We start from the raw sequence: 22,030 nt of genomic DNA, 5'->3' as shown, positions 1-22,030 counted from the left end.
GAGGTGAGGATCGGGGAGTGCTCGAACCCTTCCGCGTCACCATCGACATCCGCACCGACGACCTCGACCTCAACGGCCACGTCCGCGGCCCCGCCTACCTCGCGTACGCCGATCACGCGCGCTGGGAATGCGTGTGGGCCGCCGGAGTGGATCCGCTGGCGCTCCAGGCCGGGAACCTCGGCCCGGTCAACCTCGAAACGACGATCCGGTTCCGCCGCGAGCTGCGGGCCCGCGCGCGGATCGACGTCCTGACCCGGTTCACCTGGGAGCCGGGCAAGGTGTCGCGGGTCGTCCAGGAGTTCGTGGCCCCGGACGGCGCCGTGGTGGCCGAGGTGGAGAGTCTTTCCGGACTGCTGGACCTCGAACTGCGGCGCCTGGTCCCGGATCCCGGACGGCACTGGCGGAAGTACGCGGCGCGGCCGGAGATCTTGGGGCTGACGTGATCAGATGATGCCGGTCGCGAGGAAATCCATCTGAGGAGAACGTCGACTGCGACGCCGTCCTTCTTCTCTGGGAGGAGGCGATGCGAGCCTCGGACAGCGAGGAGTCGCCGGTATGGCTGCACGCCGATCTGATGCCCGGCAACCTGCTGGTGGACGGCGACCGGCTTTCCGCGGTGATCGACTTCGGCTGCCTGGGTGTGGGCGATCCGGTCTGTGCTGGGCGTGGACGACGCGACCTGGAGCCGTGGCCGCGGACGGACACTTTCCCAGGCGCTGATCGCACCGCTGCACTATCGGAAGATCAACCCGGCGATGGCGGATAACGCGCGGCACGTGATCCAGGAGGTGACTGTTCGGCCTATGTCCTGAGGTGCATGGTGTTGCGTCGGGGTTGGCCGGTGGGGTCGAGGTAGGCGGGTGCGGTGAATTCGGGGAGTCCGTCTTGGGCGATCTGGACTTTCCAAGTGCTGTGGTGGATCAATCGATGGTGCTTGGTGCAGAGCAGCACGAGATTGTCGATTTTCGTTTCGCCGTGGTGTCGCCAGAAAACAATATGGTGAGCCGTACAGCGAGGCACGGGCATATCACAGCCCGGGAAGGCGCACCCTCCATCGCGGATGGTGAACGCGTACTTCTGCGCCAGTGACACGGTGCGTTTGGACCGGCCGATATCCAAGGGTTCGCCCGCGGTGCCGAGGACTCCGGGGCGGACGCGGGCGTCGCAGGCGAGGATGCGGGCGTCGGTGGCGCTGATCGGCCCGACCAGATCGAGGTGGGCTTCACCGATGTCTCGGATCAGGTCCTCATACGACATGGTGACCAAAATGTGGGTGGCTTCCCCGGCCTGGCCGGGAAGGTTGCGGCTGGTGGTTTTCAACCGGACGTAGTCGGTGAAGGCGTCCCCGTAGCGTTCGTCTTGGGTGCGGGAGTCGCGGACTCCGTCGATGGCCTTGTGGGGTTTGGCCATCGGGTCCAAGTCGGACTTCAACCGTGCGTAGGTTTCCAGGTCGAGGGTGCCTTTGAGGCCGAGGGTGCCGTTGCGGTGTTTGACGAACCGTAACTCCGGTCGGGTGTCTTTGGGGTTCTCGTCGCGGGGTTCTTTCCCGTCGGGATCGAGCTTGTCCAGGAGTCTTCGTCCGGCTTGGGCGATCGTGCGGGGCCCGGCGTGCCGGGCCAGATCCACGAGAATCTTCTCCCCGCCCCGCACCTTTTCCTCCGGGACGAAAGACGGGATCCGCGCCAAGGTGCGGATGATCGCGTCGATCTGCGAACCACCGATCGCACCCTCCGCAGCGGCATCAGCGGTCAACGGAGCCAGTGGCGGTACCCGATCACCACCCACCGCCACACCGGCGTGCAACGCCAGCACCCGATCAGCACGAGCATCGGCTTCTTTGCCAGTGACGTGGAAGTCCTCGAAAATCATCGCCGACAACGTCGCATGACCCGAAGACCCACGAACCCCACGGATATTGATTTCCGCGAGAATCGCGTTCTGCTCAGCATCCAATTGACGCTTCAGAACTTCGAGTTCCTGTTTACGGGCATGCAGCGTCGCGGTATCGACACGCCACCACTCGGTGCGCGTCGTCTGGGGTCTGTTGTCGCTGGCCACGGCATCGACATTACCTGCGTTCGAACACCTGTGCTATAGCATGTTTATGTGACACGGCTTCACTCGATAGGGAGTAAGAATGCGCGGCGAAGCGCCTTTAGGGACGCTTAGGAAGAAGGTGGGTGCGGGACAAGTCGACCTTGTGCTAGCCTCGTCCCCGAGCCCCGTATGGGCCTACGCATGGAGGTAGCGGCTACTCAGCCACCAGAGGTCGGCACACACCGTCTCTCGCATTCACTCATCCCCGCTTCGTGGGATGACGCCTCCATGCGGTGTGCTCGAAAACCCCTGTGTACCAGTGGGTTGCTGTCGTCGTGCCTTCTTCCGGTGGTGGTTCCGCGCCCTCCTGTCGACACAGCGACGGGAAAGGACCGCATTGACCGGCTTCAACGACCAGGTGATCGAGGAATTCAGGCGTAACAAGGGAAAGCTCGGCGGCATGTTCGAGGGGTGGGAGCTGATCCTGCTCACCACCATCGGCGCCAAGAGCGGTAAGCGGCGGACGAATCCGTTGGGGTACCTCGAAATCGACGGCAAGACCGTCGTCGTCGCTTCGAACATGGGGGCGCCGAGGCATCCGGACTGGTACCACAACCTTCGGCACGACCATCGGGTCACGATCGAGACGGGGACCGAGAGCTACGAGGCGATCGCGGCCGTTCCGCCGCCGGTTGAGCGCGACGCGTTGTTCGCGAAGGTCGTCGCCGAGGATCCGGGATTCGCCGAGTACCAGGCGAAAACGACGCGGGACCTGCCCGTGGTGATCCTGCACCGGATCGACGACAGGGTGCGGGGGATGGGGGACTTCGTGGTGGAAGTCCACGACTGGCTCCGGGAGGAGCTCAAGACGTTGCGGGCCGGGGTCGACGACATCGTCGCGGGCCGCGCGGATTCGCTCACCATGGAGAAATCCCTGCGGGCGCACTGTGTTTCGTTCTGCGAGGCGCTGACGAAGCATCACACCGGGGAAGACCTGGGTGCGTTTCCCCTGTTGGCGCAACGGTTTCCCGCGCTCGCGCCCGCGTTGACGAAGCTCGGGGAGGATCACGTCGTCGTCGCGGCGCTGCAGAAGCGGATCCGGGACCTCGTCGAGGGTTATGTCCACGGCGAGAGTGATCCGGTCCGGTTGCGTGACGACTTCGACGCGCTCACGGGCAAGCTCGAAGCACATTTCGCCTACGAGGAGCGAACCGTCGTCGCCGCGCTCAACGTGACTGCTCCGGCGCCGGCCTTCGGCTGATCGGGGTGGACGCCCTGGGGTTTCGGCCCCAGGGCGTGTATCCTCGGAGGTGGCGACGCTCTCTCAGCGTGACGCCGATCTCAGTGCGAGCCGGGCGGAATTAGCCCCTGGCCTCGCCGCAGACCGCGAACGAGCGGTCCCATTCGAAAGGTTTCATCGTCAAAACTCACAGCACGGACAGTGCGCTGTTCAGCCACCCGCTCGACCCGCAGGACGAGCGCTACGACCCCGCGACCCCGCAGGGTGACCGATACGTGGATCTTTTTCGCGAACCCTCTTACCCCACACCGGAACCTTCGGCCGACGCCATTCGTTGACGAAGCGGTCCAACGTTTTGGGTGTCGTGTTGTCCAAGCACGCTCGCGCAGAATTCGTCGCGGGCATTGCCTTTCGTGCGCCGCGTCTTCATCAGGCCATCGACAAGAAACGGCGACATGACCTCAGTCCTAAGACCCCCGGACAGCGAAGAGCGGCAGATACCGCAACCCCTGTTGTCCGGGGAGCAGTCCAACACCGAAAACCTTCTCGTCAAGTTGTTCGCGGTGGTGCCCCTGCTGGCCTTGGCCGCTTCCGTCCCCTTCGCGTGGGGCTGGGGCCTCGGCTGGGTGGACCTCGGCCTGGCCGTCGGGTTCTACTTCCTGACCGGCCTCGGCGTGACCATCGGCTTCCACCGCTACTTCACCCACGGAGCCTTCAAGGCCAACCGCGGCCTGCGGATCGCGCTCGCGGTCACCGGCAGCATGGCGATGCAGGGCCCTGTCATCGGCTGGGTGGCCGATCACCGGCGCCACCACGCCTTCGCCGACCGTGAAGGCGACCCGCACTCCCCGTGGCTGTTCGGCACCGGCCCGGCCGCGCTGGCCCGCGGCTTCTGGCACGCCCACATGGGCTGGCTGTTCGATCGCGAGAAGACCAACGCGCAGCGGTTCGCCCCGGACCTGCTCGCCGACCGCGACATCGCCCGCGTCGATCGACTGTTCCCGCTGCTCACCGTCGTGACACTGCTCGCGCCCGCCGTGCTCGGCGGTCTGATCACGATGTCCTGGTGGGGCGCGCTGACCGCGTTCTTCTGGGCGAGCCTCGTCCGTGTCGCCTTGCTGCACCACGTCACCTGGTCGGTGAACTCGCTCTGTCACCTGATCGGCGACCGCCCGTTCGCCGCCCGCGACAAATCCGCCAACTTCTGGCCGCTCGCCATCGCCTCGATGGGCGAGTCCTGGCACAACTCCCACCACGCCGACCCGACCGGCGCCCGGCACGGAGTCCGCCGCGGCCAGCTCGACATCTCCGCGCGGCTGATCTGGCTGTTCGAGAAGGTGGGCTGGGCGACGGACGTCCGTTGGCCGAAGGCCGACAGGCTCGGCCGCAAGCTCAACCCCGGCCACTCCTTGTCACTACGACGGAGCAGCTGAGCCGGTCAGCCCACGATGGCGCCGACCAGCTCCGGCCCGGCTGAGAACGCCGGGTCGTTGTGGTCGGCGCCGGGGACCTCGATCGTCCTGGCGCCGGCCGCCCGCGCCACTTCGCGGCTCTGCTCGGCAGGGACGACGGAGTCCGAGGACCCATAGACGACGGTGACCGGGGCTGTCACTCGCGCGACGTTGTCCCGCGTCGGGAACTCGTCCCGCAGCAGCCACCGGACCGGCAGGAACGGGTAGAGCCGCTGTCCGACCGACGCGAGGTCGACGAACGGCGAGCGCAACACGAGCGCCGACGGCGGATGCTCGGTGGCCAGTTCGGTGACGACGGCCGAGCCGAGGCTTTCGCCGAAGTACACCAGCGGCACCCCGGCCTCTCGGATCAGGAAGTCCCGTGCGGCGCGGGCGTCCAGTGCGAGCCCCGCTTCGGAGGGGTCACCTGGGTTGTCGCCGTAGCCGCGGTACTCCAGGAGCAGCACCGAGAGCCCGCGTGCGGTCAGCGCGCGGGCCAGCGGCGCGCGGAACGACCTGTTCCCGGCGTTGCCCGGTGCGACGAGCACGGCCGTCTTCGCGCCGGCGACCGGGAAGTACCAGCTCGCGAGGCTCAGCCCGTCCGAGGTGGTGAGCGTGACGTCCCTGCCACCGGGCAGGATGTCGGCGGCACCGGGCGGCGGACCTCCCTCGGGGAGGTAGATCAGCTTGCGCTGGAAGGCGAACGCGCCACCGAAGACCACCCCGACGAGGGTGACGGCCACCGCCAGCGCGGTCAACACCTTCTTGCGCATGCCCCCATCATGCTCATCCCGCGTCCGGTTTGCCGTGTTCGGTGATCGCGCCGGTCACCACCGCGACCACGACGCACAACGCGATGACGACCTCGGCCCACAGGAAGGCCGTGTAGTCCAGCAGTGAGCCGATCGGTGGCGAACCCGGGGCGAGATTGCGGAATCCGGCGAGCGCGAACAGCGTCGCCGCCATGAACCCGAACGACGGCCAGACCAGGCCGCGCCGTCGCGCGATCAGATGCCGCGCGCCGAAGAACACCGCGATGGCCAGACCCCACATGGTGATCATCATGAAGAGGGCGAAGACCAGCACGCTGGTGGACCGGCTGAACCGGACGTCGAGGCCGCCTTGGTCGTCTGAGGCGCGATAGTCCTTGACGGAGAAGGAGAACAGACTGTCCACTTTGTCCAGTGTGAACAGCACGGGCGCGGGTTCCCCGTTGTGGGCGGCCGCGAACTCGATCCGCGCCTCGTAGCCGTCGAAGGGGTAGTCGGTGACGGCTCCGCCGGTCAGCGCGATCGGGAGATCGAGACTGGAGATCCGCTGGTGCGCGGGGAAGACGTGGTCGCCACGGAGGCTGGACGAGTTCAGCAGCCGCAGCTCGCCGGTCGGCGCGACGCCGTCGTCCTCACCGAACCGGCCGAGCGGGACGACCAGCACACGCAGCACGGCCTCCCGCGCGGCGGCGTCCACCTTCAATACGGAGGCGTTGACCTCGATCCGGTCCGGGTCGTGCGAGCCGACCCAGTGCCCGGTGTCGCCCGCGGTCCGGTCCGCGGCGTGCAGCCACAGGCCGAGTCCGGCGGCGATCGCCACGCCCAGCACGGTGGCGACGGCCTTGACCACCGGATTGATCTTTCGCATGGCGGCCATCGTGGCAGCCCGGGGCCGGTTCGGCCGCCGTTGTCATGCTGAGGGGTGATGTCGGCGCTCGCAGTCGACGATTGTGCCCTTACTTGGCGCGAAGCGCGGTGAGGGCCGGAGTGAACATCGTCGTCTTGATCGCGGACAGCGTGCCGCGGTCCTTTCCGGCGAGCGGGCGGACGAGGTCGGCCGCGTACTCCAGCAGCGAGGACTTCTCGGCGACGGCGTCCACGAGCCCCAGGTCCCGCGCGTCCGTGCCGCCGAAGCGCCGTCCGGTGGTCATCGACGCGATGGCGGCCGAGGGGGTGAGCTTGCCCTGGATGAGCCCGGCCATCCCGGGGGTGAACGGGATGTTGATGTCGGCTTCGGGGAAGCAGAAGTACCCGCGATCGGCCCGCATCACCCGGAAGTCGTGCGCCATCGCGAACATCGCCCCGGCACCGAAGGCGTGCCCGTTGATCGCGGCGACCGTGTGCACGCCGAGGGTGAGCACACGGGCGAGCAGTTCGTGGACGTCGGCGACGTACTGCGCGGCCTGGGCGGGGTTGTTGGTGATCCAGTCGAGGTCGAGGCCGTTCGAGTAGAACTTCCCGGAGCCGACCGTGACCAGTACCGCGGGATCCGGATAGGCGACGACGGTGTCCAGCTGGGAATGCACGGTTTCCAGCCAGGCAGGGGAGAAGCGGTTCTCGTCGTCTCCGAGGTCCAGCAGGAACACCGGCGCGTCGTGACGCAGAGTCGGCATTGTCAGTCCTTTCGTGGGGGTGGGAGCAGGAGTATGGCGTGGACCGCGGCGGCGAGCCGGACCCGGGAGTCTTCGGGGATCGGCTCGCCCGCGGTGAACGCGCGGCGGAACAGGGCCGTCGGCAGATCGACCACACAGGTCGTGAGTACCTCGACGGCTTGGGAGTCACACCTGTCCCAAAGCCTCTCGGCGAGCCCGACCAGGAGCGTGACCAGCCGTTTGTCGAGCGCCAGAAGGCGGCCGGCGAGGTCTTCGGGGACCTGCGGGCCGAGGAGGTGCTCCTTCTTGACGGTGAGGAGCAGGCGGGCCGCGTCCATCCTCCGGACGGCGAACGCGGCCGGCGTGTCCGCCGCGGCCACGACCGCCGATGCCGGGTCTTCCGCCTGGGCGGCCCGTTCGGTCTGGAGATCGAGGAAGTCGCTCGCCGCGCGAAGCCAGACGCGGGCCAGAAGCGCGCCGACCGAGCCGAAAGCGTGGTAGATCGTGCCGTTGGGGACTCCCGCGGCGGCCGCGAGGGACCGGACGGTGACGCCCCGGACGCCGACCTCGACGACGAGGCGCTCGGCTGTGTCGAGCAGCCGGTCCAGGTCGTGCACGCGGGGGCGAGCCATCGGGCGAGAGTAACAGAGCGCTTGCTCTAAAATGGTGCCGGGTGGGCCTTCATGAGGTTGTGACGTGGTTCACGCGCGGTGCGTGCCAAGTGGGTCGTGCAGCCGCTGGCCGACCACGGCGTTCCGTACGCCTGGTGGAACCTGCTCGGCCTCGCCAAGGCCGCGGGCACGCTCGGCCTGATCGCCGGCCTGTGGGTGCCGGCGATCGGCGTCGCGGCCTCGCTGGTGCTCGGCTTCGCCGCCTGAGGTCAGGAGTCCGGGGTCCACACCGCGAGTTCGGAGCCACCGGGCTCGCGGAAGTGGAACCGGCGCCCACCGGGGAACGAGAACGGCTCCACCGTGACGATCCCGCCCGCGGCCTCGACGGAACCCCTCGCCTGGTCGAGGTCGTCGGTGCGGATCGTCACCAGCGGCGCGGCCGTCTGCTGCGCGGTGTCCTGCTGGAAACCGAACGAGACCACGCCGCCGTTCTGGACGTCGGTGTACTTCGGGCCGTACGGCGTCGCCGTCCAGCCGAAGGCCTTCTCGAAGAACTGGCTCGAGCCCGCCGCCGAGCTCGACGGGAACTCGACGAAGTCGATTTCGTACATGGGCCGGAAGGTACTCCAGCCCACCGACAGAAACTCCTCAGACGCTGCGCAGGACCGAGACCACGACGCCCAGCACGGCCGCGCGATCCCCGTCGATGACCTCGTAGGCGGGGTTGCGCGGTTCGAGGTACACGTGACCGTCGCGGCGGCGGTACACCTTGACCGTGGCCTCCTCGTCGATCATCGCGGCGACGATCTGGCCCGAGTGCGCCTCCTGCTGCTGCTTCACCACGACGATGTCGCCGTCGCAGATCGCCGCGTCGATCATCGAGTCACCGCGCACGCGCAGCCCGAAGACGTTGCCCCGCCCGGTGAGTTCACGCGGAAGGGTCATCACGTCGTCGACGTGCTCGACGGCCGAGATCGGCGTTCCCGCGGCGATGTCGCCGACGACGGGAACCGGCACGGAGTCCTCTGTGGATTCCCGCGACGTGGTGCCGTGCAGGAAGGCGCGGACGTCGATGGGGCGGGAGATCGAGCTGCTGCGGCGGAGGAAACCCTTCTCCTCCAAGGCCGCCAGATGCTTCGACACCGAGGACGTCGAGCGCAGGCCGACCGCTTCGCCGATCTCGCGCGTGCTCGGCGAGTACCCGTGCTCCACCACCCATTCGCGGATGGTCAGCAGAATCTTCTGCTGACGCTCCGGCAGGGAAGCGGCTTCCTCGAACACGTCAAGATCGTGGTAGGCGGTCATCAGCGGAATGGTAGTTCGTGCAGGCCGCCGCGATCGCCGCGGTGTCCCAGTAGAACGGCCGCACCTCGGCGATGCGACCGTCTTCGACGGTGATCGTCTGCAGGATCGGGAAGTCCAGCTCGCGGCCGGTGGTCCTGGCGCGGACGTGCACGTGGGTCAGGACGACCAGTGGGCTGGTCTCGCTCAGGAAGCTCTGCTCCACCATGTCGAAAACGTCCCAGGTGGCGCCCATGGCGAGGAAGAACCGCTCCATCCCCTCGTGGCCGCGCCAGATCCCGCCGTACGGCAGGCCGTCCGCCTGATGCAGCACCACATCGGGGGAGAAGAACGGGGCGAGCGGCGCGAAGGTCGCCTTGCCGGGACCTCCCGCGGCGAAGTAACCGGCTTCCGCCGCGTACATGCCTTTGAGTACGGACAGGGCGTCCGTTGTCGATGTCACGACGACCACTGTGGTCCGGCGGGCCCGCGAGCGCTGGCGGATATCCGCCGTGAAGATCGGCCGGATGGCCGCCCCGGCGGGACCGAAAGTCCGATCCCGTGCGCGCTGCGGCGAGGTTGACTCGATCGTATGAACACGAAGATCACGGCGGCGGTACTGGCCGCGGCGACGGCGACGGTCGCCCTGACCGGATGCGGTCTCAAGGAAGGTTTGACCGAGAGGGCGAACGGCCACGTCAAGACGGTCGGCTACCCGACCGGCGTGGAAGGCAAGCGTGACAAGGACGCGCGGGTGCCGGACTGGGTGCCGGACCGGGCGATGTCGATCACGGAGGTCATCCGGACCACGGGCTCGGAGCGGATCCTGCGCTTCGCCGGCGGGGAACTGCCCTCGACCTGCGTGCCGGGGCCGGCGGCGACGCAGGCGGCCACGCTCGCCGCCCCGTGGTGGCCGCAGGGGCAGGAGAGCAGGACCGACAAGGTCTGCGGGGAATGGCACGTGCTCGTCCAGGATGGCGACGTCTACGCCTTCAAGCCGGAGACGCTCGTGAACACGAGGTCTTGAGCTACTCCTCGGGCGCGAGCGCGGCGGTGCAGGCGGCGAGATCGGTCAGGAGCCGGTCCTGATGAGCGGCTGAAAACGGTTCGAGCATCCGTTTCTCCACTACGCGCACGGCGATGCTGGCCACGTGGAGCTGCGCGCGTCCGGCGGGGGTGAGCGTGCTCGGCAAGGCGCGGCCCTGGGGCGCGGTCGGCGGCCGGGTGACCAGTCCGCGGTCCTGGAGCCCGCGCAGCACCAGGTTCATCGACTGCCGGGTGACGAACACGGCTCGCGCCAGTTCCGCGTTGGACAGTCCCGGTCGTTGCGAGAGCACTTCGAGACAGGAGTACTGCGGCACGGTGAGATCGAGAGGGCGCAGAGCGGTGTCCATGGCCGTGCGAAGCGCCGTCGCCGCTCGCTTCAGCATGTATCCGACCGCTCGGTCCAGCGGTCCGACCTGCTCTGCCTGATCAACCTCTGCCTGATCAACCTCTCCTCGATCAACCTCTCCTCGATTAACTCCGCCTTGACTCATGTCAGCATCATGACATACGTTTCGGATGTCAACACACTGACATAAGGGAGACGACAATGACCGTGACCGGACTCGATTTCCTTTCGCTGCAAGTGCGCGATCTCGACCGGGCGGCCGAGTTCTACGAGACCCGGCTCGGCCTGCGCAGGCTGCCCGTCGCGCCGCCTCACGCGGTGGTGTTCGGCACCGGGACGATCCCGTTCGCGGTGCGGGAACCCGTGCCGGGGATGGATCTGGACGCCGTGTCCCCGGGGCCGGGATCAGGAGTGGCGCTGTGGCTTCACGCCGATGACGCGCAACCGCTGCACGACCGGCTGGCCGCGGCGGGCACTCCCATCGTCACGGAGCCGTTCGACGGGCCGTTCGGCCGTACGTTCGCCTTCTCGGACCCGGACGGTTACGTGATCACGATCCACGACAAGGCCTGACCGTGCCTGCCCGAGCAGCTTGAGCCCTTGCTCACCGGGGGAGCCGGCGGGGGTCGTGCACACGATGAGCAGCTGGTCCGGTGAACGGGCGATCGACAGGGTCTGCTGGGTGACCGTCACCGGGCCGACGACCGGATGGTGCAGCTCGTAGGCCGCGGCGTCGCAGGGCTGCACGCGATGGTCGCCCCAGAGCGCGACGAACTCGGTGCTCTTCATCGTCAGTTCGCCGATCAGTTCCGCGAGCAGCGGATCGTCGGGATGCCTGCCGACGGCGATCCGCAGATTGCCGACCACCGCGCGGATCTTCCGCTTCCAGTCGACGTACAGCTCCCGGCTGTGCGGGTCCAGGAACAGCATCCGGCTCATGTTCGGCCGTCGCGCCGGATCCTCCGGGGCGTGGAAGCCGAGGTGCCCGGCCAGCAGCGCGTGGCCGAGGCCGTTCCACGCCAGGACATCCGAGCGACGGCCGAGCACCAGTGCGGGAGCGGCGACTGTGCGCAGGAGATCCCGGGTCTCGTCGTGGAGCTTCTCGGGCCGGGGGCGGCGTGCCCGCGGCGCGCGGCGGGCGGCACCGGCGAGCCTGTCGAGGTGTTCGCGTTCGTGGCCGTCCAGCAGGAGCGCGCGGGCGATCGCGTCGAGCACTTCGGCCGAGGCGCCGCGCGACATGCCCTGCTCCAGCCGCGCGTAGTACGAGACGCTGACGCCCGCGAGCTGGGCCAGCTCCTCACGCCGGAGCCCGGCGACCCGGCGGCGTGGTCCGAGATCGCGGAGGCCGACGTCTTCCGGCCGCAGCCGCGCCCGCCGTGCCTGCAGGAAGTCGCCGAGCGGTCCTGGTCCGTCCATGATCCCGAGTATCCGTCGCGGGGCGGGTCTCAGCCACACCCTCCCGGTGGGAGGACAAGCGGGGCGTGGTCCGGGCGCGCCCCGGTGTCCAGGCTCGGTCACATGGACGAGATCACCATCGGGGACGTCACGGTCACCCGGGTCAAAGAGTTCTACGGTTCGCTCGGGATGACCCCGGCCGAATTCCTGCCCGACAGCCCCGACGGCGCGTGGGACGAACACCGCGGCTGGCTGGCGCCCGACTTCTGGAACCCCGAGACGAACGAGTGCCACGCGGCACTCCAGTCCTGGGTGCTGCGCAGCGAGGGGCGCACGATCCTCGTCGACACCGGGGTCGGCAACCACAAGGACCGGCCCTACGCGGCGGTGTGGAACCGTCTCGACACCGCCTACCTCGACAACCTCGAGGCCGCCGGTGTGCGGCCGGAGGACGTCGACGTCGTGGTCAACACCCACCTGCACATCGACCACGTCGGCTGGAACACCCGGCTCGACGGCCGCACCTGGGTGCCGACCTTCCCGAACGCCACGTATCTGATGCCGCGGCCGGACTTCGAGTTCTGGAACCCCGCGGAGGAGCACGATTCCGTGCTGGGACGCGGAAATCAGAACGTCTTCGAGGACAGCGTCGCGCCGGTGCACGAGGCGGGCCTGACCCACCTGTGGGACGGGACCCACCGGATCGACCGGAATCTGCGGCTCGATCTCGCCCCCGGGCACACCCCCGGCTCGTCCGTGCTCACCCTGGAATCCGGTGGGGAGAAGGCGTTGTTCGTGGGGGATCTCGTGCACACCGCGGTGCAGATCGTGGAGCCGGACAGCAACTCGCCCTATTGCGAGGATCCGGCCGGATCCCGGGCCAGCCGGCACAAGGTGCTCGGTGACGCCGCCGACAGCAACGCGCTCGTCTTCCCCGCGCACTTCGGCGCGCAAGGCGCCTTGAGGGTCGAGCGCCGGGGCCCGAAGTTCGCGATCTCGCGGTGGGCGGGTTTCTCCCACCTCTCCTGAGAGGAGTTTTCGTGTCTCCGCAAGTAAAAACCCCCGCGGGCGCCGTGCGCGGCCTTCGCGACTCCTTCGGCGAGCTCTACCGCGCCATCCCGTACGCGGCGGCGCCGATCGGGCCCGGCCGTTTCCGGCGGCCCGCGCCGCATCCGGGCTGGTCCGGCGTCCGCGACGCGACACTGCCCTCACCGACGGCTCCCCAGCCCGTCCGCGACTTCGGCCGTCTCGACATGACTCCCTACTTCGGCCCGGGCTGGGTGCGGGGCGAGGAGTACCTGACCGTCGACGTCCGGACGCCCGCCGCGGACGACGGCGGACGGCCGGTGATGGTCTTCGTGCACGGTGGCGGTTTCGTCACCGGCTCGACCCGCGCCGCGCTCTACGACGGGAAGGCCTTCGCCCGCGACGGCGTCGTCCTGGTGACGGTGAACTACCGCCTCGGCGTCCCCGGATTCCTCGACCTGGACGGTGCGCCCTCCAACCGGGGGCTGCTCGACGTGCTCGCCGCGCTCGGCTGGGTGCGCGACACGGTCGCGCTCTTCGGGGGCGACCCGGACAACGTCACCGTCTTCGGGCAGTCCGCAGGTGCCACGCTCACCGGGGCGCTGCTGGCGACGCCGGAGGCGACGGGCTTGTTCCGGCGGGCGATCGTCCAGAGCGGCAGCGGTACCGGCGCCTTCACGCCGGAGCAAGCGCGCCGGGTGACCGCCGCCGCGGCTTCGGCGCTGGGAGCCGAACCTTCCGCCGAAGCGTTCGGGGAGATCCCGGACGAGCGGTTCCTGGAAATCCTGCCCGCCCTGGCCGGTCTCGATCTGCGGACCGAGACAGCTTCGGATCCCTTGGCCGGGCTGAGTCCGTTCAGCCTCGTGCTGCCGGTCCAGCCCGCCGACAGTCTCGTGGCCGAGGCGGAGCTGCTCATCGGCACCAACACCGAGGAAGGAAACCTTTACAGCGCGGCGAAAGACGAGGCCACCGCGCTCGGGGACACGCTGTTCGGGACCGGTACGGCACGTCTGGCGCGTGCTCACGGCCGCGCTCACGTCTATTCGTTCGGCTACCACTCGACGGCGCTGGACGGACGTCTCGGCGCCGCCCACACCGTCGAGCTGCCGTTCGTTTTCGACCTCGCCGACGAGCCGTGGCTGCACGGGGATACCGGTCTGCTCGGCCCTGATCCCGCCCCGGCGGGCCTCGCGGCCAAGATGCACGGCGCGTGGGTCGCGTTCGCCAGGACCGGGGACCCCGGCTGGACACGGGACGCTGTCGAGTTCTTCGGCTGACAGGGCGTGCCAGGCCGGTGCCAGCGTCGTGTGCGTGGCCTGCCAGCGGTCCGCGACAGTCTCTGGAATGTCATTCCAGTCGCGAACTCGAGGAGTCACCATGCGCACACCGGTCACGATCATCGGAGCCGGACTCGGCGGCCTCACGCTGGCCCGTGTCCTGCACGTCCACGGAATCCCGGCGGAGGTCTACGAAGCGGAAGCGTCCCCCACCGCGCGCTTGCAGGGCGGGATGCTCGACATCCACGACTACAACGGGCAACTCGCCCTCGAGGCGGCGGGCCTGAGGGACGAGTTCCAGGGCATCGTCCTGGAGGGCCGCCAGGCGTTGCGGGTCTTCGACATGGACGGGACCGTCCTGTTCGAGAGGGAAGACGACGGCACGGGCGGCCGTCCCGAGGCGCAGCGCGGCGATCTGCGGCGGATGCTGATCGATTCGCTCCCCGAAGGCACTGTCCGGTGGGGGTACAAGGCCGTCGGCGCCCGGACGCTCGAAGACGGCCGCCACGAGGTGACGTTCGACGACGGCCGCACCGTCGTCGCCGAGCTCCTGGTCGGCGCCGACGGCGCTTGGTCACGCATCCGGCCGCTGCTCACGGACGCCATCCCCGAGTACGCCGGCACGTCGATCGTCGAGACCTATCTGTACGACGCCGACACCCGGCACCCCGGCGTGGCGAAAACGGTCGGCGGCGGGTCGATGTTCGGGAACGGGGGAGAACAGGGGTTGAGCATCAACGCCCATCGGGAATCCGGCGACACCCTGCACGCCTACGTGGAACTCGGCAAACCGCTGGACTGGTTCGGCACCGTCGACTTCGCCGACGCCGAGGCCGCCAAGGCGCGGATCGCGGCGGAGTTCGAAGGCTGGGCTCCGGAACTCACCGCGCTGATCACCGACAGCGACATCGCGCCGATCCACCGGCCCGCCTATGCCCTGCCGTTCGGGCTGCGGTGGGATCGCGTCCCGGGGGTGACCCTGCTCGGCGACGCCGCGCATCTCGCGCTGGCGAACGGCGAAGGCGCCAACCTGGCGATGCTCGACGGCGCCGAGCTCGGCAAGACCCTCGCCGCGCGTCCCGGCGACGTCGAGGCAGCGCTCGCCGAGTACGAACAGGCCATGTTCGTCCGCTGTGAGACGCCCCTCGACGAGGACTTCCTGCTGGAAAGCATCTTCGGTGATGAAGTCCCTGAGCGGTTGCTCGTCATGTTCGAGGCCGTGCAGCGGAAGTCCTAGGCGGTCACACCGTTCCCGTCACGATGAGCACCAGGATCGCGGTGAGCAGGGCCAGCGTGGCGGACGAGAGGATTCGCACGATGTGTCCTTTGTGGACGATCAGTCGCCCGCTCGTTCTTCCAGCCGGTCGAGGCGATCGAGGACGGGACGCAGTTCCTGACGGACCGCGGCGGTGATCATGGCCGCGGCGTCCGCGGGTGCCTTGGCGCTCGTCTGGGCGCGGAGGTGGGTGTAGCCGGTGAGCGCGGCCACGACCGTCCGGCGCGCGGTGCGCAGGTCGACGCCCGACTCCCGCAGGACGTGCCCGGCCGTTCCGTCGGGTTCGCTGACGAGGCCGAGCAGGAGGTGTTCACAGCCGACGTAGTTGTGCCCCAGCGCGAGAGCCTCGGTCACGGCCAGCTCCAGCGCGTTGGCCGCGGGGCCGCTGAACCGTGTCGCCGGCGCGGCTTCGGCGGCCTCCGGTGTCGCGGAGGCGGTGGCCAGCGCGCGTGCCACGTGCGCGGGATCGATCTCCATCGCGCGCAGCACGTGCAGGGCGAGATTGGTCCCTTCGGTGAGCATTCCGTGCAGCAGGTGTTCCGTGCCGACGTCGGCGGCGCCGCTCGCCCGGGCCTGCTCGATCGCGAGTTTGAGCACGCTGCGCGTGCGTTCAGTGAACTGCGAGAGCTGCGCCGTCGTGTCCTCGGTCTCCAGATCGCCCAGCACGGTCGCCCGGATCGCCGTCACGCGCCGGACCGACTGCTCCAGCGCCCGCTGGCAGATCGCCGAGACCGGCACCCCGGCCGCCTTGACCCCTTCGGCCAGCTCGTCGGGCAGATACACGTTGATCTTCGGCATCGCGGCCGCTCCTCCCGGTTGCTTGTAACCCCATTTATAACCCTACTTGGGGTTAGAGGCAACTGGCGGCGGGTGTTCTGGGCCTTCCGGCTGGTCAGGCGGCCGGGCGGCCCGCTCCGGCGTAGTCGTCGCCCTGCTTCCGGTAGGTGTGCACCTGCACCGCCTGCCCGGTCTGCGGGGCGTCGATCATCTGCTGGTTCCCGATGTAGAGCCCGACGTGGTGGATCTTCGTGTTCGGCTCGCCGTAGAAGATCAGGTCGCCGAGCTGGGGATCGTTCACCTTGCTCACGCTGTGGTACTGCGTGTGGGCGGTGCGCATGAGCTTGACGCCGGCGCTGGCGTACGCGGCCGTCGTCAGGCCGGAGCAGTCGAAGCCGGGGTCGCCGCCGCCGGTGCCGTTGCCGCCCCAGACGTAGGGCAGCCCGATCTTGTCGATGGCGAAGTTGACCGCGCTCAGCGCCGCCGTGTTCGGCGGTTGCGGGCTTTGGCCGACGGTGCCGTAGACGTTCACCGTCGCGAGCGTGCGGTGCATCAGCAGCGGCGCGGGCTGCAGCGTGCTCACCGCGTTCCACCACGTCTGGCCCTGGCCGAGGTCGCGGCCGTTCGCGCACAGGGCACGTCCGGCGGTGAGCGTGGCGTCGTCGATGTTCTGCGGATCCGGCTTGGCGCCGCTCGCCGAAGCCTGGAACTGGCCCCAGACCGACGGCGCCAGTTGCAGCGGTCCGCTCGCGTTCGGGGTGGACACGACCTTGTTGTAGAAGTCGCGGACCTCGACCGTGCCGAGCGGAACGGTCATCACCCCGGCGTCGTTGAGGCTCGACCCCTTGGCGCGGCCGTGGTCGGAGCCGATCTTCCCGAGTGCCGCGAGAGTCACCCAGGACAGGCGGCAGCCCGGCGTGTCCTTGCTCAGTGTCACGGTGGTCTTCGCGTAGCCGGTCATCGCGCGCAACGGGATGTCGAGCCAGCCGCTGGTCTTCGACACCCAGGCGTCGAACTCCTTGCCCATCTGCTGCGGGACCTTCGGCTGTTCCTTCGGCATCTCCGCGGGCGCGGACGACGACGTCGGCGGCGCGGGGACGACCGACGACTGGACGGCGGCGGCTTCCGGCTTCGGTTCGTCCTTCGGCGCGAAGGTGATGGCGGCGACCAGGGCGGCGCCCGCGACGACGACGGCGGCGATGATCACCGGAAGTCTGCGGCGGCGGGAGGTTTCCTGCTCCATCACAGACCCCCGACGATGCGGCTGAGCACGAACTCGCGGAAGGCGTCGACGTCGGTGGTCAGCGCGACGTCGATGGTGCGGCCCGGCACGGCCTGCGGATCGGTGCTCCGCAGCCTTCGCCGGTCCACCAGTGTCGCCCCGCGCGCGGGGCCGAAGCCGCACTCGACGTCCACGGGGTACGACTCGGTGCCGAGGATGCCCGGCCGGATCGCCTCGGCCACCGCGACCGCGTCGTGCATGACCATCCCGGGGAAACCGAGGACGGGGGTGTAGTGCTCGACGTACGTGGGCGTGAGCGCTTCGAGTGCCGCGCCGAGCGGGCCGGACGCGGCGAGTTTGCCGAGCCAGGCCGTGTCGACCGAGCACTGGTGCGTGAGGTCCAGCGGGACCAGCACCGTCGGGATGTCCCCGTCGACCAGTACCCGGCGGGCGGCCTCGGGATCGCTCCAGATGTTGAATTCGGCGGCCGTGGTGGAGTTCCCCTTGGCCACCCCGCCGCCCATGATGACGATCCGGCCGATCTTCTCGCGGATCTGCGGATGGGCCGCCAGCAGCAGCGCGATGTTCGTGAGCGGGCCGATCGGGGCGATGGTCACCGGCTCGTCGGCGGCTTCCAGCAGATCCACCAGCAGGCGGACGGCGCCGCGTTCGTCGAGCGCGCGCTTCGCCTCCGGCAAAGTGCCCGCGTGCCCGGAAAGACCGTCCTGACCATGGACGAAACCGGCGGGTTTGGCGTTGTCGTACACCAGCGGCCGCTCCGCGCCGGCGGCGACGGGGACGTCCTCGCGGCCGAAAAGCTGCAACAGGTTGCGGGCGTTGGCGGTGGTGTGACTCAACGGCACGTTGCCGAACACCGTGGTCACGCCCAGCAGGTCGACGTCCTCGGCTTGCGTGGCCAAGGCCAGCGCGAAGGCGTCGTCGACCCCCGGGTCCGTGTCGATGATCAGCTTGGTGCCCATACGCGTGCTCCCCTTTGCGGTCGGCGGCCTGATCACAGGTTACGGTCACCGGTATGACGTCCATGTGGGGTGCGCCCGCGTTGTCCCGGCTCCGCGCTTGGGGCCAGGCCCGTCGTGATCCGCGTCAGGCGAAGTTCCTGACCAAGGATTCGCTGCGCTGGGTGCTGCGAAACCGCGCCTACACGCCTTGGTACCTGGTCCGGTACTGGCGGCTGATGAAGTTCCGCGTCGCGAATCCGCACATCATCCTGCGCGGCATGGTGTTCCTCGGCAAGGACGTCGAGATCCACTGCCGTCCCGGCTACGGGCGGCTGGAGATCGGCCGCTGGGTGCACATCGGCGACGGCAACGCGATCCGCTGCCACGAGGGTTCGCTGCGCATCGGCGACAAGGCGGTGTTCGGGCGCCAGAACGTCCTCAACGGCTATCTCGACATCGAACTCGGCGCGGCCACACTCGTCGCGGACTGGGTGTACATCTGCGACTTCGACCATGTCACCACCGACATCACCGTCCCGATCAAGGATCAGGGCATCGTGAAGTCGCCGGTGCGGATCGGGCCGGACACCTGGATCGGCACCAAGGTCTCCGTGCTCAAGGGCACGCGGGTCGGCCGCGGCTGCGTCCTCGGTGCGCACGCGGTGGTGCGGGGCGACATCCCGGACTACTCGATCGCCGTCGGCTCGCCCGCCCGCGTGGTGCGGAACCGGCAGGACGACTACGCCGCCGACGCCGCGCGTCGCGAGGCTGTCGCGGACATGGCACGCAAGGCGAACAAGGCGCTCCAGAAGACCCTGGGCGTCGACAACTAGCCGCGCAGCTGCTCGCGGACCTCCATGAGCGCGAAGCCCAGGAGGTTCTGCCCGCGCCAGTAGTCGGGGCGCGTGGCGTTCTTGTCGTCACGGGCGACGCCACTGCCCCAAACCAGGTCCATCTTCGACGCCTCGACGATCACCTTGTCGCCCGTGCTCAGCAGGAACTCGCTCAGTTCGGCGTGCTGGCGGAACTTCTCCAGGTTCCCGTCGACGACGATGTCGAAGCGGTGCCGCTCCCACTTGTCCCCGTCGAAGCCCGAGACCTCGCGGCCGAGGATCTTGGCGGTTTTGGGGTCCGGCGCCTGACGGATGTTCTCCGCGGCCTCGTAATCGCCGAACAGTTCGGCCTTGCTCGCCATCATGTAGTGCTCGGCCGTCGGGTACCGCTCGCCGCCCGCGACGAACGGCGCCAGCCACCACTGGCTCAGGCAGGCCGCGTTGACCCGGCCGCTCTTGAGCGGGGTGTGGCCGTAGAAGAGCTGGTACTCGGGCTCCGCGCCACTGTGGACCAGCTCGCGCAACGCATCGAGACTCCGGACTCCGTCGACCTTGCTCACCATGGCGTCCAGTGGACCACAGGCCACCGACATCCCGCGCACCCACTGGACCACTCTCCGACGTGGCCCGAGGTGGTAGGTACATTCAGCATTCGTGCAAGGGATCGAAACGGTGAGCGCCCGAACGGTCGAAGAGGCCGCGAAACGACTGGCCGGGGTGGTGACCCGCACGCCGCTGGAACCGAACGAGCGGCTCTCGGCACGGGTCGACGCCCGGGTCTGGCTCAAACGCGAAGACCTCCAGACCGTGCGCTCGTACAAGATCCGCGGTGCCTACAACTTCATCGTCCAGCTCGACGCGGCGCACCGGGAACGCGGCGTCGTCTGCGCGAGCGCGGGCAACCACGCGCAGGGTGTCGCGTACGCGTGCCGCCGTCTCGGCGCGACAGGCCGTGTCTACGTGCCGGGCACGACTCCCCGGCAGAAGCGTGAGCGGATCGCGACGCTGGGCGGTTCGCATATCGAGGTCATCGTCGTCGGCGAGACCTACGAAGACGCCTTCACCGCCGCGAAGCAGGACGCGGAGAGCACCGGCGCGACGCTGGTCCCCGCTTTCGACGCGCCGGAGACGGTCGCCGGACAGGGCACGGTCGCGATGGAGGTCGTCGCGCAGCTCGGGTTCGTCCCGGACGTCATGGTGGTGCCGGTCGGCGGTGGCGGCCTGCTCGCGGGGATCGCCGCGTGGGCCGCGGAGCGGGCGCCGGAGATGCGGATCGTGGGGGTCGAACCGGCGGGCGCGACCTGTATGGCCGCCGCGCTCGCGGCGGGCGAGCCGGTGCGGCTCGAAGGCGTCGACACGTTCGTCGACGGTGCGGCGGTCGCGCTGGCCGGATCGGTGACGTATCCGCTGGTCCGCGACGGCGGCGTCGAACTCACCGACGTCGCCGAGGGCGCGGTGTGCACGGAAATGCTCGCGATGTACCAGTCCGACGGCGTGATCGCCGAACCCGCGGGCGCGCTCGCGGCCGCGTCGCTGGGCTCGACGGTGAAGATCGACCCCGGCCAGATCGTGGTGTGCGTCGTGTCCGGCGGCAACAACGACGTCAGCCGCTACGGCGAAGTGCTCGAACGGTCGTTGATCCACGAAGGACTGAAGCATTACTTCCTGGTGGGATTCCCGCAGGAGCCCGGTGCGCTGAGGCGGTTCCTCGACGAGGTCCTCGGGCCGGACGACGACATCACGCGGTTCGAGTACGTGAAGCGCAACAGCCGCGAGACCGGCCCCGCGCTGATCGGCATCGAACTCGCGCGGGCCGGTGACCTGGAGGGCCTGCTGCACCGGCTGGACGTGAGCCCGCTGCAGGTGGAGCGCGTCGAACCCGGCAGCCCGCTCTTCCACTTCTTGGTCTGACGCTGCCTGGTCTGACGCCCGCGTTTCGTCCTCTAGTTGCGGTCCTTGCGCGTGCAACTACCGCAACTAGAGGACGAATCGCGGCTAGCGGAAGGCGGCGAGGTGGGTACGCGCCCAGGCGGCGAACGGCCGCGGCTCCCGTCCGGTGAGGTCCTGGACGGCACCCGTGACCTCGGAGTCGTCGAACTCGCCCTCGGCGAAGAAGCGGAAGAAGGCGTCGACGTACTTCTCCGGCATCTCCGCGCTCATCTTCACACGGGCTTCGGTGTTCGACAGCGGCTCCAGCCGCAGGTCGCGGCCCAGCAGTTCGCCCAGCACCCGCAGCCTGTCGGCGGGCAGGAGCGAGCCGGGACCGGTGATGGCGTACGCCCGTCCCTCGTGCCCCGGCGTGGTCAGGGATTCCGCGGCGACGGCGGCGATGTCGTACGGATCGATCGTCGCCACCGGCACGTTCGCGAACGGCTCGCGGACGACGTCACCCGCCCGGAGCTGCGCGGCCCACTGCAGCGTGTTCGACATGAACCCGCTCGGCCGCAGGAACGTCCACGCCAGCTCCGACGCGCGCACCGCCGCCTCGGCCGCCATGTGCGTCCCGGCCACGGCGTTGTCCGCGTGCGCGCCGGCGACCGAACGCGACGACAGCAGGGTGACCTGCTCGACGCCCGCGTCCCGCATCACCTCGAGCGCGCCCGCCATGTGGTCGTAGCCGCCGAGCAGGAACACCGCCCGGACACCGTCCAGCGCGGGTTTCAGGCTCGCCGGTTCGTTGAGATCGCCCGGCACGCCTTCGGCCCCGTCCGGCAGCGGGCGCGGCGTGCGGACCAGCGCCCGGACGGGATGCCCGCCGCGCGCCAGGATTGTGGTCAGTTCCGTGCCGACGTTCCCGCCTGCTCCGGTCACCAAGATCATGAAGTTCTCCCCAGTGCGGTGGCCGCCGTCACAGGCGACGGCCGTCGTCGGCAACCCTGCCAGGGAGATC

The 22,030-nt window shown here is 69.0% G+C and carries 26 protein-coding genes and 1 pseudogene; 12 read left to right on the top strand and 15 right to left on the bottom strand.

The window, feature by feature from the left end; translation table 11 throughout:
* The first annotated feature begins 17 nt into the window (after nucleotides 1-17).
* Together ACLJRM_RS39905 and ACLJRM_RS39900 are read left to right on the top strand one after the other, a co-directional pair.
* Complete coding sequence (locus ACLJRM_RS39905) at nucleotides 18-443, top strand: acyl-CoA thioesterase (RefSeq protein WP_174720455.1); 426 nt, start codon at nucleotides 18-20, stop codon at nucleotides 441-443.
* A gap of 80 nt (nucleotides 444-523) precedes the next feature.
* Nucleotides 524-766 carry a phosphotransferase gene (locus ACLJRM_RS39900; RefSeq protein WP_410666013.1) on the top strand — a complete coding sequence of 81 codons (243 nt, stop codon included), beginning with the start codon at nucleotides 524-526 and terminating at the stop codon, nucleotides 764-766.
* A gap of 35 nt (nucleotides 767-801) precedes the next feature.
* Here the strand turns inward: ACLJRM_RS39900 and ACLJRM_RS39895 are convergent, their stop codons facing one another.
* On the bottom strand, nucleotides 802-2,058 hold the full coding sequence (locus tag ACLJRM_RS39895) for a DUF222 domain-containing protein (RefSeq protein WP_410666012.1): 1,257 nt from the start codon (nucleotides 2,056-2,058) through the stop codon (nucleotides 802-804).
* Nucleotides 2,059-2,434: 376 nt separating this feature from the next.
* Here ACLJRM_RS39895 and ACLJRM_RS39890 point away from each other — a divergent pair, with 376 nt between their 5' ends.
* Nucleotides 2,435-3,298, top strand: a complete 864-nt coding sequence (locus tag ACLJRM_RS39890; RefSeq protein ID WP_410666011.1) for a nitroreductase/quinone reductase family protein — start codon at nucleotides 2,435-2,437, stop codon at nucleotides 3,296-3,298.
* A 434-nt stretch (nucleotides 3,299-3,732) separates the two neighbouring features.
* Entirely contained in the window at nucleotides 3,733-4,710 is a 978-nt protein-coding gene (locus tag ACLJRM_RS39885) for an acyl-CoA desaturase (protein ID WP_174720454.1), read from the top strand.
* Between the two features lie 5 nt (nucleotides 4,711-4,715).
* Here the strand turns inward: ACLJRM_RS39885 and ACLJRM_RS39880 are convergent, their stop codons facing one another.
* From ACLJRM_RS39880 to ACLJRM_RS39865, 4 genes are all read right to left on the bottom strand, one after another.
* Entirely contained in the window at nucleotides 4,716-5,501 is a 786-nt protein-coding gene (locus tag ACLJRM_RS39880) for an alpha/beta hydrolase (RefSeq protein ID WP_410666010.1), read from the bottom strand.
* A 13-nt stretch (nucleotides 5,502-5,514) separates the two neighbouring features.
* Nucleotides 5,515-6,366, bottom strand: coding sequence for a DUF4436 family protein (locus tag ACLJRM_RS39875; protein ID WP_233222990.1), 852 nt, complete (start codon nucleotides 6,364-6,366; stop codon nucleotides 5,515-5,517).
* A gap of 88 nt (nucleotides 6,367-6,454) precedes the next feature.
* Complete coding sequence (locus ACLJRM_RS39870; protein ID WP_410603103.1) at nucleotides 6,455-7,111, bottom strand: enoyl-CoA hydratase/isomerase family protein; 657 nt, start codon at nucleotides 7,109-7,111, stop codon at nucleotides 6,455-6,457.
* A gap of 2 nt (nucleotides 7,112-7,113) precedes the next feature.
* Nucleotides 7,114-7,722 carry a TetR/AcrR family transcriptional regulator gene (locus ACLJRM_RS39865; protein ID WP_101610033.1) on the bottom strand — a complete coding sequence of 203 codons (609 nt, stop codon included), beginning with the start codon at nucleotides 7,720-7,722 and terminating at the stop codon, nucleotides 7,114-7,116.
* A 78-nt stretch (nucleotides 7,723-7,800) separates the two neighbouring features.
* Here ACLJRM_RS39865 and ACLJRM_RS39860 point away from each other — a divergent pair, with 78 nt between their 5' ends.
* Nucleotides 7,801-7,968: a DoxX family protein gene (locus tag ACLJRM_RS39860; RefSeq protein ID WP_410666009.1), complete on the top strand. Its 168-nt coding sequence runs from the start codon at nucleotides 7,801-7,803 to the stop codon at nucleotides 7,966-7,968.
* A gap of 2 nt (nucleotides 7,969-7,970) precedes the next feature.
* Here the strand turns inward: ACLJRM_RS39860 and ACLJRM_RS39855 are convergent, their stop codons facing one another.
* The 3 genes from ACLJRM_RS39855 to ACLJRM_RS39845 are packed head-to-tail and all read right to left on the bottom strand — an operon-like array spanning nucleotide 7,971 to nucleotide 9,445.
* Nucleotides 7,971-8,312, bottom strand: coding sequence for a VOC family protein (locus tag ACLJRM_RS39855; RefSeq protein WP_101610030.1), 342 nt, complete (start codon nucleotides 8,310-8,312; stop codon nucleotides 7,971-7,973).
* Between the two features lie 37 nt (nucleotides 8,313-8,349).
* Nucleotides 8,350-9,006: a transcriptional repressor LexA gene (gene lexA, locus ACLJRM_RS39850; protein ID WP_093935513.1), complete on the bottom strand. Its 657-nt coding sequence runs from the start codon at nucleotides 9,004-9,006 to the stop codon at nucleotides 8,350-8,352.
* Nucleotides 8,984-9,445, bottom strand: coding sequence for a nuclear transport factor 2 family protein (locus tag ACLJRM_RS39845; RefSeq protein WP_233222991.1), 462 nt, complete (start codon nucleotides 9,443-9,445; stop codon nucleotides 8,984-8,986). Before ACLJRM_RS39845 ends, lexA begins: the two co-directional genes overlap by 23 nt.
* A 129-nt stretch (nucleotides 9,446-9,574) precedes the next feature.
* Here ACLJRM_RS39845 and ACLJRM_RS39840 point away from each other — a divergent pair, with 129 nt between their 5' ends.
* Nucleotides 9,575-10,009: a hypothetical protein gene (locus ACLJRM_RS39840; RefSeq protein ID WP_101610027.1), complete on the top strand. Its 435-nt coding sequence runs from the start codon at nucleotides 9,575-9,577 to the stop codon at nucleotides 10,007-10,009.
* 1 nt (nucleotide 10,010) lies between these two features.
* Here the strand turns inward: ACLJRM_RS39840 and ACLJRM_RS39835 are convergent, their stop codons facing one another.
* Nucleotides 10,011-10,412, bottom strand: coding sequence for a MarR family winged helix-turn-helix transcriptional regulator (locus tag ACLJRM_RS39835; RefSeq protein ID WP_233222992.1), 402 nt, complete (start codon nucleotides 10,410-10,412; stop codon nucleotides 10,011-10,013).
* A 164-nt stretch (nucleotides 10,413-10,576) separates the two neighbouring features.
* Here ACLJRM_RS39835 and ACLJRM_RS39830 point away from each other — a divergent pair.
* Nucleotides 10,577-10,867 (top strand): annotated as a pseudogene (locus ACLJRM_RS39830) (VOC family protein); the annotation flags it as partial.
* Here the strand turns inward: ACLJRM_RS39830 and ACLJRM_RS39825 are convergent.
* Nucleotides 10,781-11,791, bottom strand: coding sequence for a helix-turn-helix domain-containing protein (locus tag ACLJRM_RS39825; RefSeq protein ID WP_410666008.1), 1,011 nt, complete (start codon nucleotides 11,789-11,791; stop codon nucleotides 10,781-10,783). The pseudogene ACLJRM_RS39830 and the gene ACLJRM_RS39825 overlap by 87 nt on opposite strands.
* 102 nt (nucleotides 11,792-11,893) lie before the next feature.
* Here ACLJRM_RS39825 and ACLJRM_RS39820 point away from each other — a divergent pair, with 102 nt between their 5' ends.
* From ACLJRM_RS39820 to ACLJRM_RS39810, 3 genes are all read left to right on the top strand, one after another.
* Nucleotides 11,894-12,799: an MBL fold metallo-hydrolase gene (locus ACLJRM_RS39820; RefSeq protein WP_101610022.1), complete on the top strand. Its 906-nt coding sequence runs from the start codon at nucleotides 11,894-11,896 to the stop codon at nucleotides 12,797-12,799.
* A gap of 11 nt (nucleotides 12,800-12,810) precedes the next feature.
* Nucleotides 12,811-14,073, top strand: coding sequence for a carboxylesterase/lipase family protein (locus tag ACLJRM_RS39815; protein ID WP_410666007.1), 1,263 nt, complete (start codon nucleotides 12,811-12,813; stop codon nucleotides 14,071-14,073).
* A 100-nt stretch (nucleotides 14,074-14,173) separates the two neighbouring features.
* Nucleotides 14,174-15,310 carry an FAD-dependent oxidoreductase gene (locus tag ACLJRM_RS39810; protein WP_410666006.1) on the top strand — a complete coding sequence of 379 codons (1,137 nt, stop codon included), beginning with the start codon at nucleotides 14,174-14,176 and terminating at the stop codon, nucleotides 15,308-15,310.
* A gap of 99 nt (nucleotides 15,311-15,409) precedes the next feature.
* Here ACLJRM_RS39810 and ACLJRM_RS39805 read toward each other — a convergent pair whose 3' ends face one another.
* The 3 genes from ACLJRM_RS39805 to ACLJRM_RS39795 all read right to left on the bottom strand — a co-directional run bounded on the left by ACLJRM_RS39805 (nucleotide 15,410) and on the right by ACLJRM_RS39795 (nucleotide 18,328).
* Entirely contained in the window at nucleotides 15,410-16,147 is a 738-nt protein-coding gene (locus ACLJRM_RS39805) for a Clp protease N-terminal domain-containing protein (RefSeq protein WP_410666005.1), read from the bottom strand.
* A gap of 94 nt (nucleotides 16,148-16,241) precedes the next feature.
* Nucleotides 16,242-17,369 (bottom strand): NlpC/P60 family protein, encoded by a 1,128-nt coding sequence (locus ACLJRM_RS39800; RefSeq protein WP_410603085.1) that lies wholly within the window; start codon nucleotides 17,367-17,369, stop codon nucleotides 16,242-16,244.
* Entirely contained in the window at nucleotides 17,369-18,328 is a 960-nt protein-coding gene (locus tag ACLJRM_RS39795) for a nucleoside hydrolase (protein WP_101610015.1), read from the bottom strand. The genes ACLJRM_RS39800 and ACLJRM_RS39795 overlap by 1 nt, the downstream gene beginning before the upstream one ends.
* Nucleotides 18,329-18,381: 53 nt before the next feature.
* On the opposite strand from ACLJRM_RS39795, the gene ACLJRM_RS39790 reads away from it, so the two are divergent.
* Complete coding sequence (locus ACLJRM_RS39790; RefSeq protein WP_101610013.1) at nucleotides 18,382-19,140, top strand: acyltransferase; 759 nt, start codon at nucleotides 18,382-18,384, stop codon at nucleotides 19,138-19,140.
* Here ACLJRM_RS39790 and ACLJRM_RS39785 read toward each other — a convergent pair.
* A complete protein-coding gene (locus ACLJRM_RS39785; protein WP_174720453.1) occupies nucleotides 19,137-19,703 on the bottom strand; it encodes an NADAR family protein in 567 nt (188 codons plus the stop codon). The two genes, ACLJRM_RS39790 and ACLJRM_RS39785, sit on opposite strands and share 4 nt — an antisense overlap.
* A 91-nt stretch (nucleotides 19,704-19,794) precedes the next feature.
* On the opposite strand from ACLJRM_RS39785, the gene ilvA reads away from it, so the two are divergent.
* Nucleotides 19,795-21,051: a threonine ammonia-lyase IlvA gene (gene ilvA, locus ACLJRM_RS39780; RefSeq protein ID WP_101610012.1), complete on the top strand. Its 1,257-nt coding sequence runs from the start codon at nucleotides 19,795-19,797 to the stop codon at nucleotides 21,049-21,051.
* Nucleotides 21,052-21,135: 84 nt separating this feature from the next.
* Here the strand turns inward: ilvA and ACLJRM_RS39775 are convergent, their stop codons facing one another.
* Complete coding sequence (locus ACLJRM_RS39775) at nucleotides 21,136-21,960, bottom strand: NAD(P)H-binding protein (protein ID WP_410666004.1); 825 nt, start codon at nucleotides 21,958-21,960, stop codon at nucleotides 21,136-21,138.
* Nucleotides 21,961-22,030: the final 70 nt, after the last annotated feature.

Origin of the sequence: Amycolatopsis sp. lyj-84 (assembly GCF_046549075.1) — a bacterium.
Classification (GTDB): domain Bacteria; phylum Actinomycetota; class Actinomycetes; order Mycobacteriales; family Pseudonocardiaceae; genus Amycolatopsis.
Note: the sequence above shows the minus strand (reverse complement) of the source record. Positions and strands in the feature narration are given on the sequence as shown.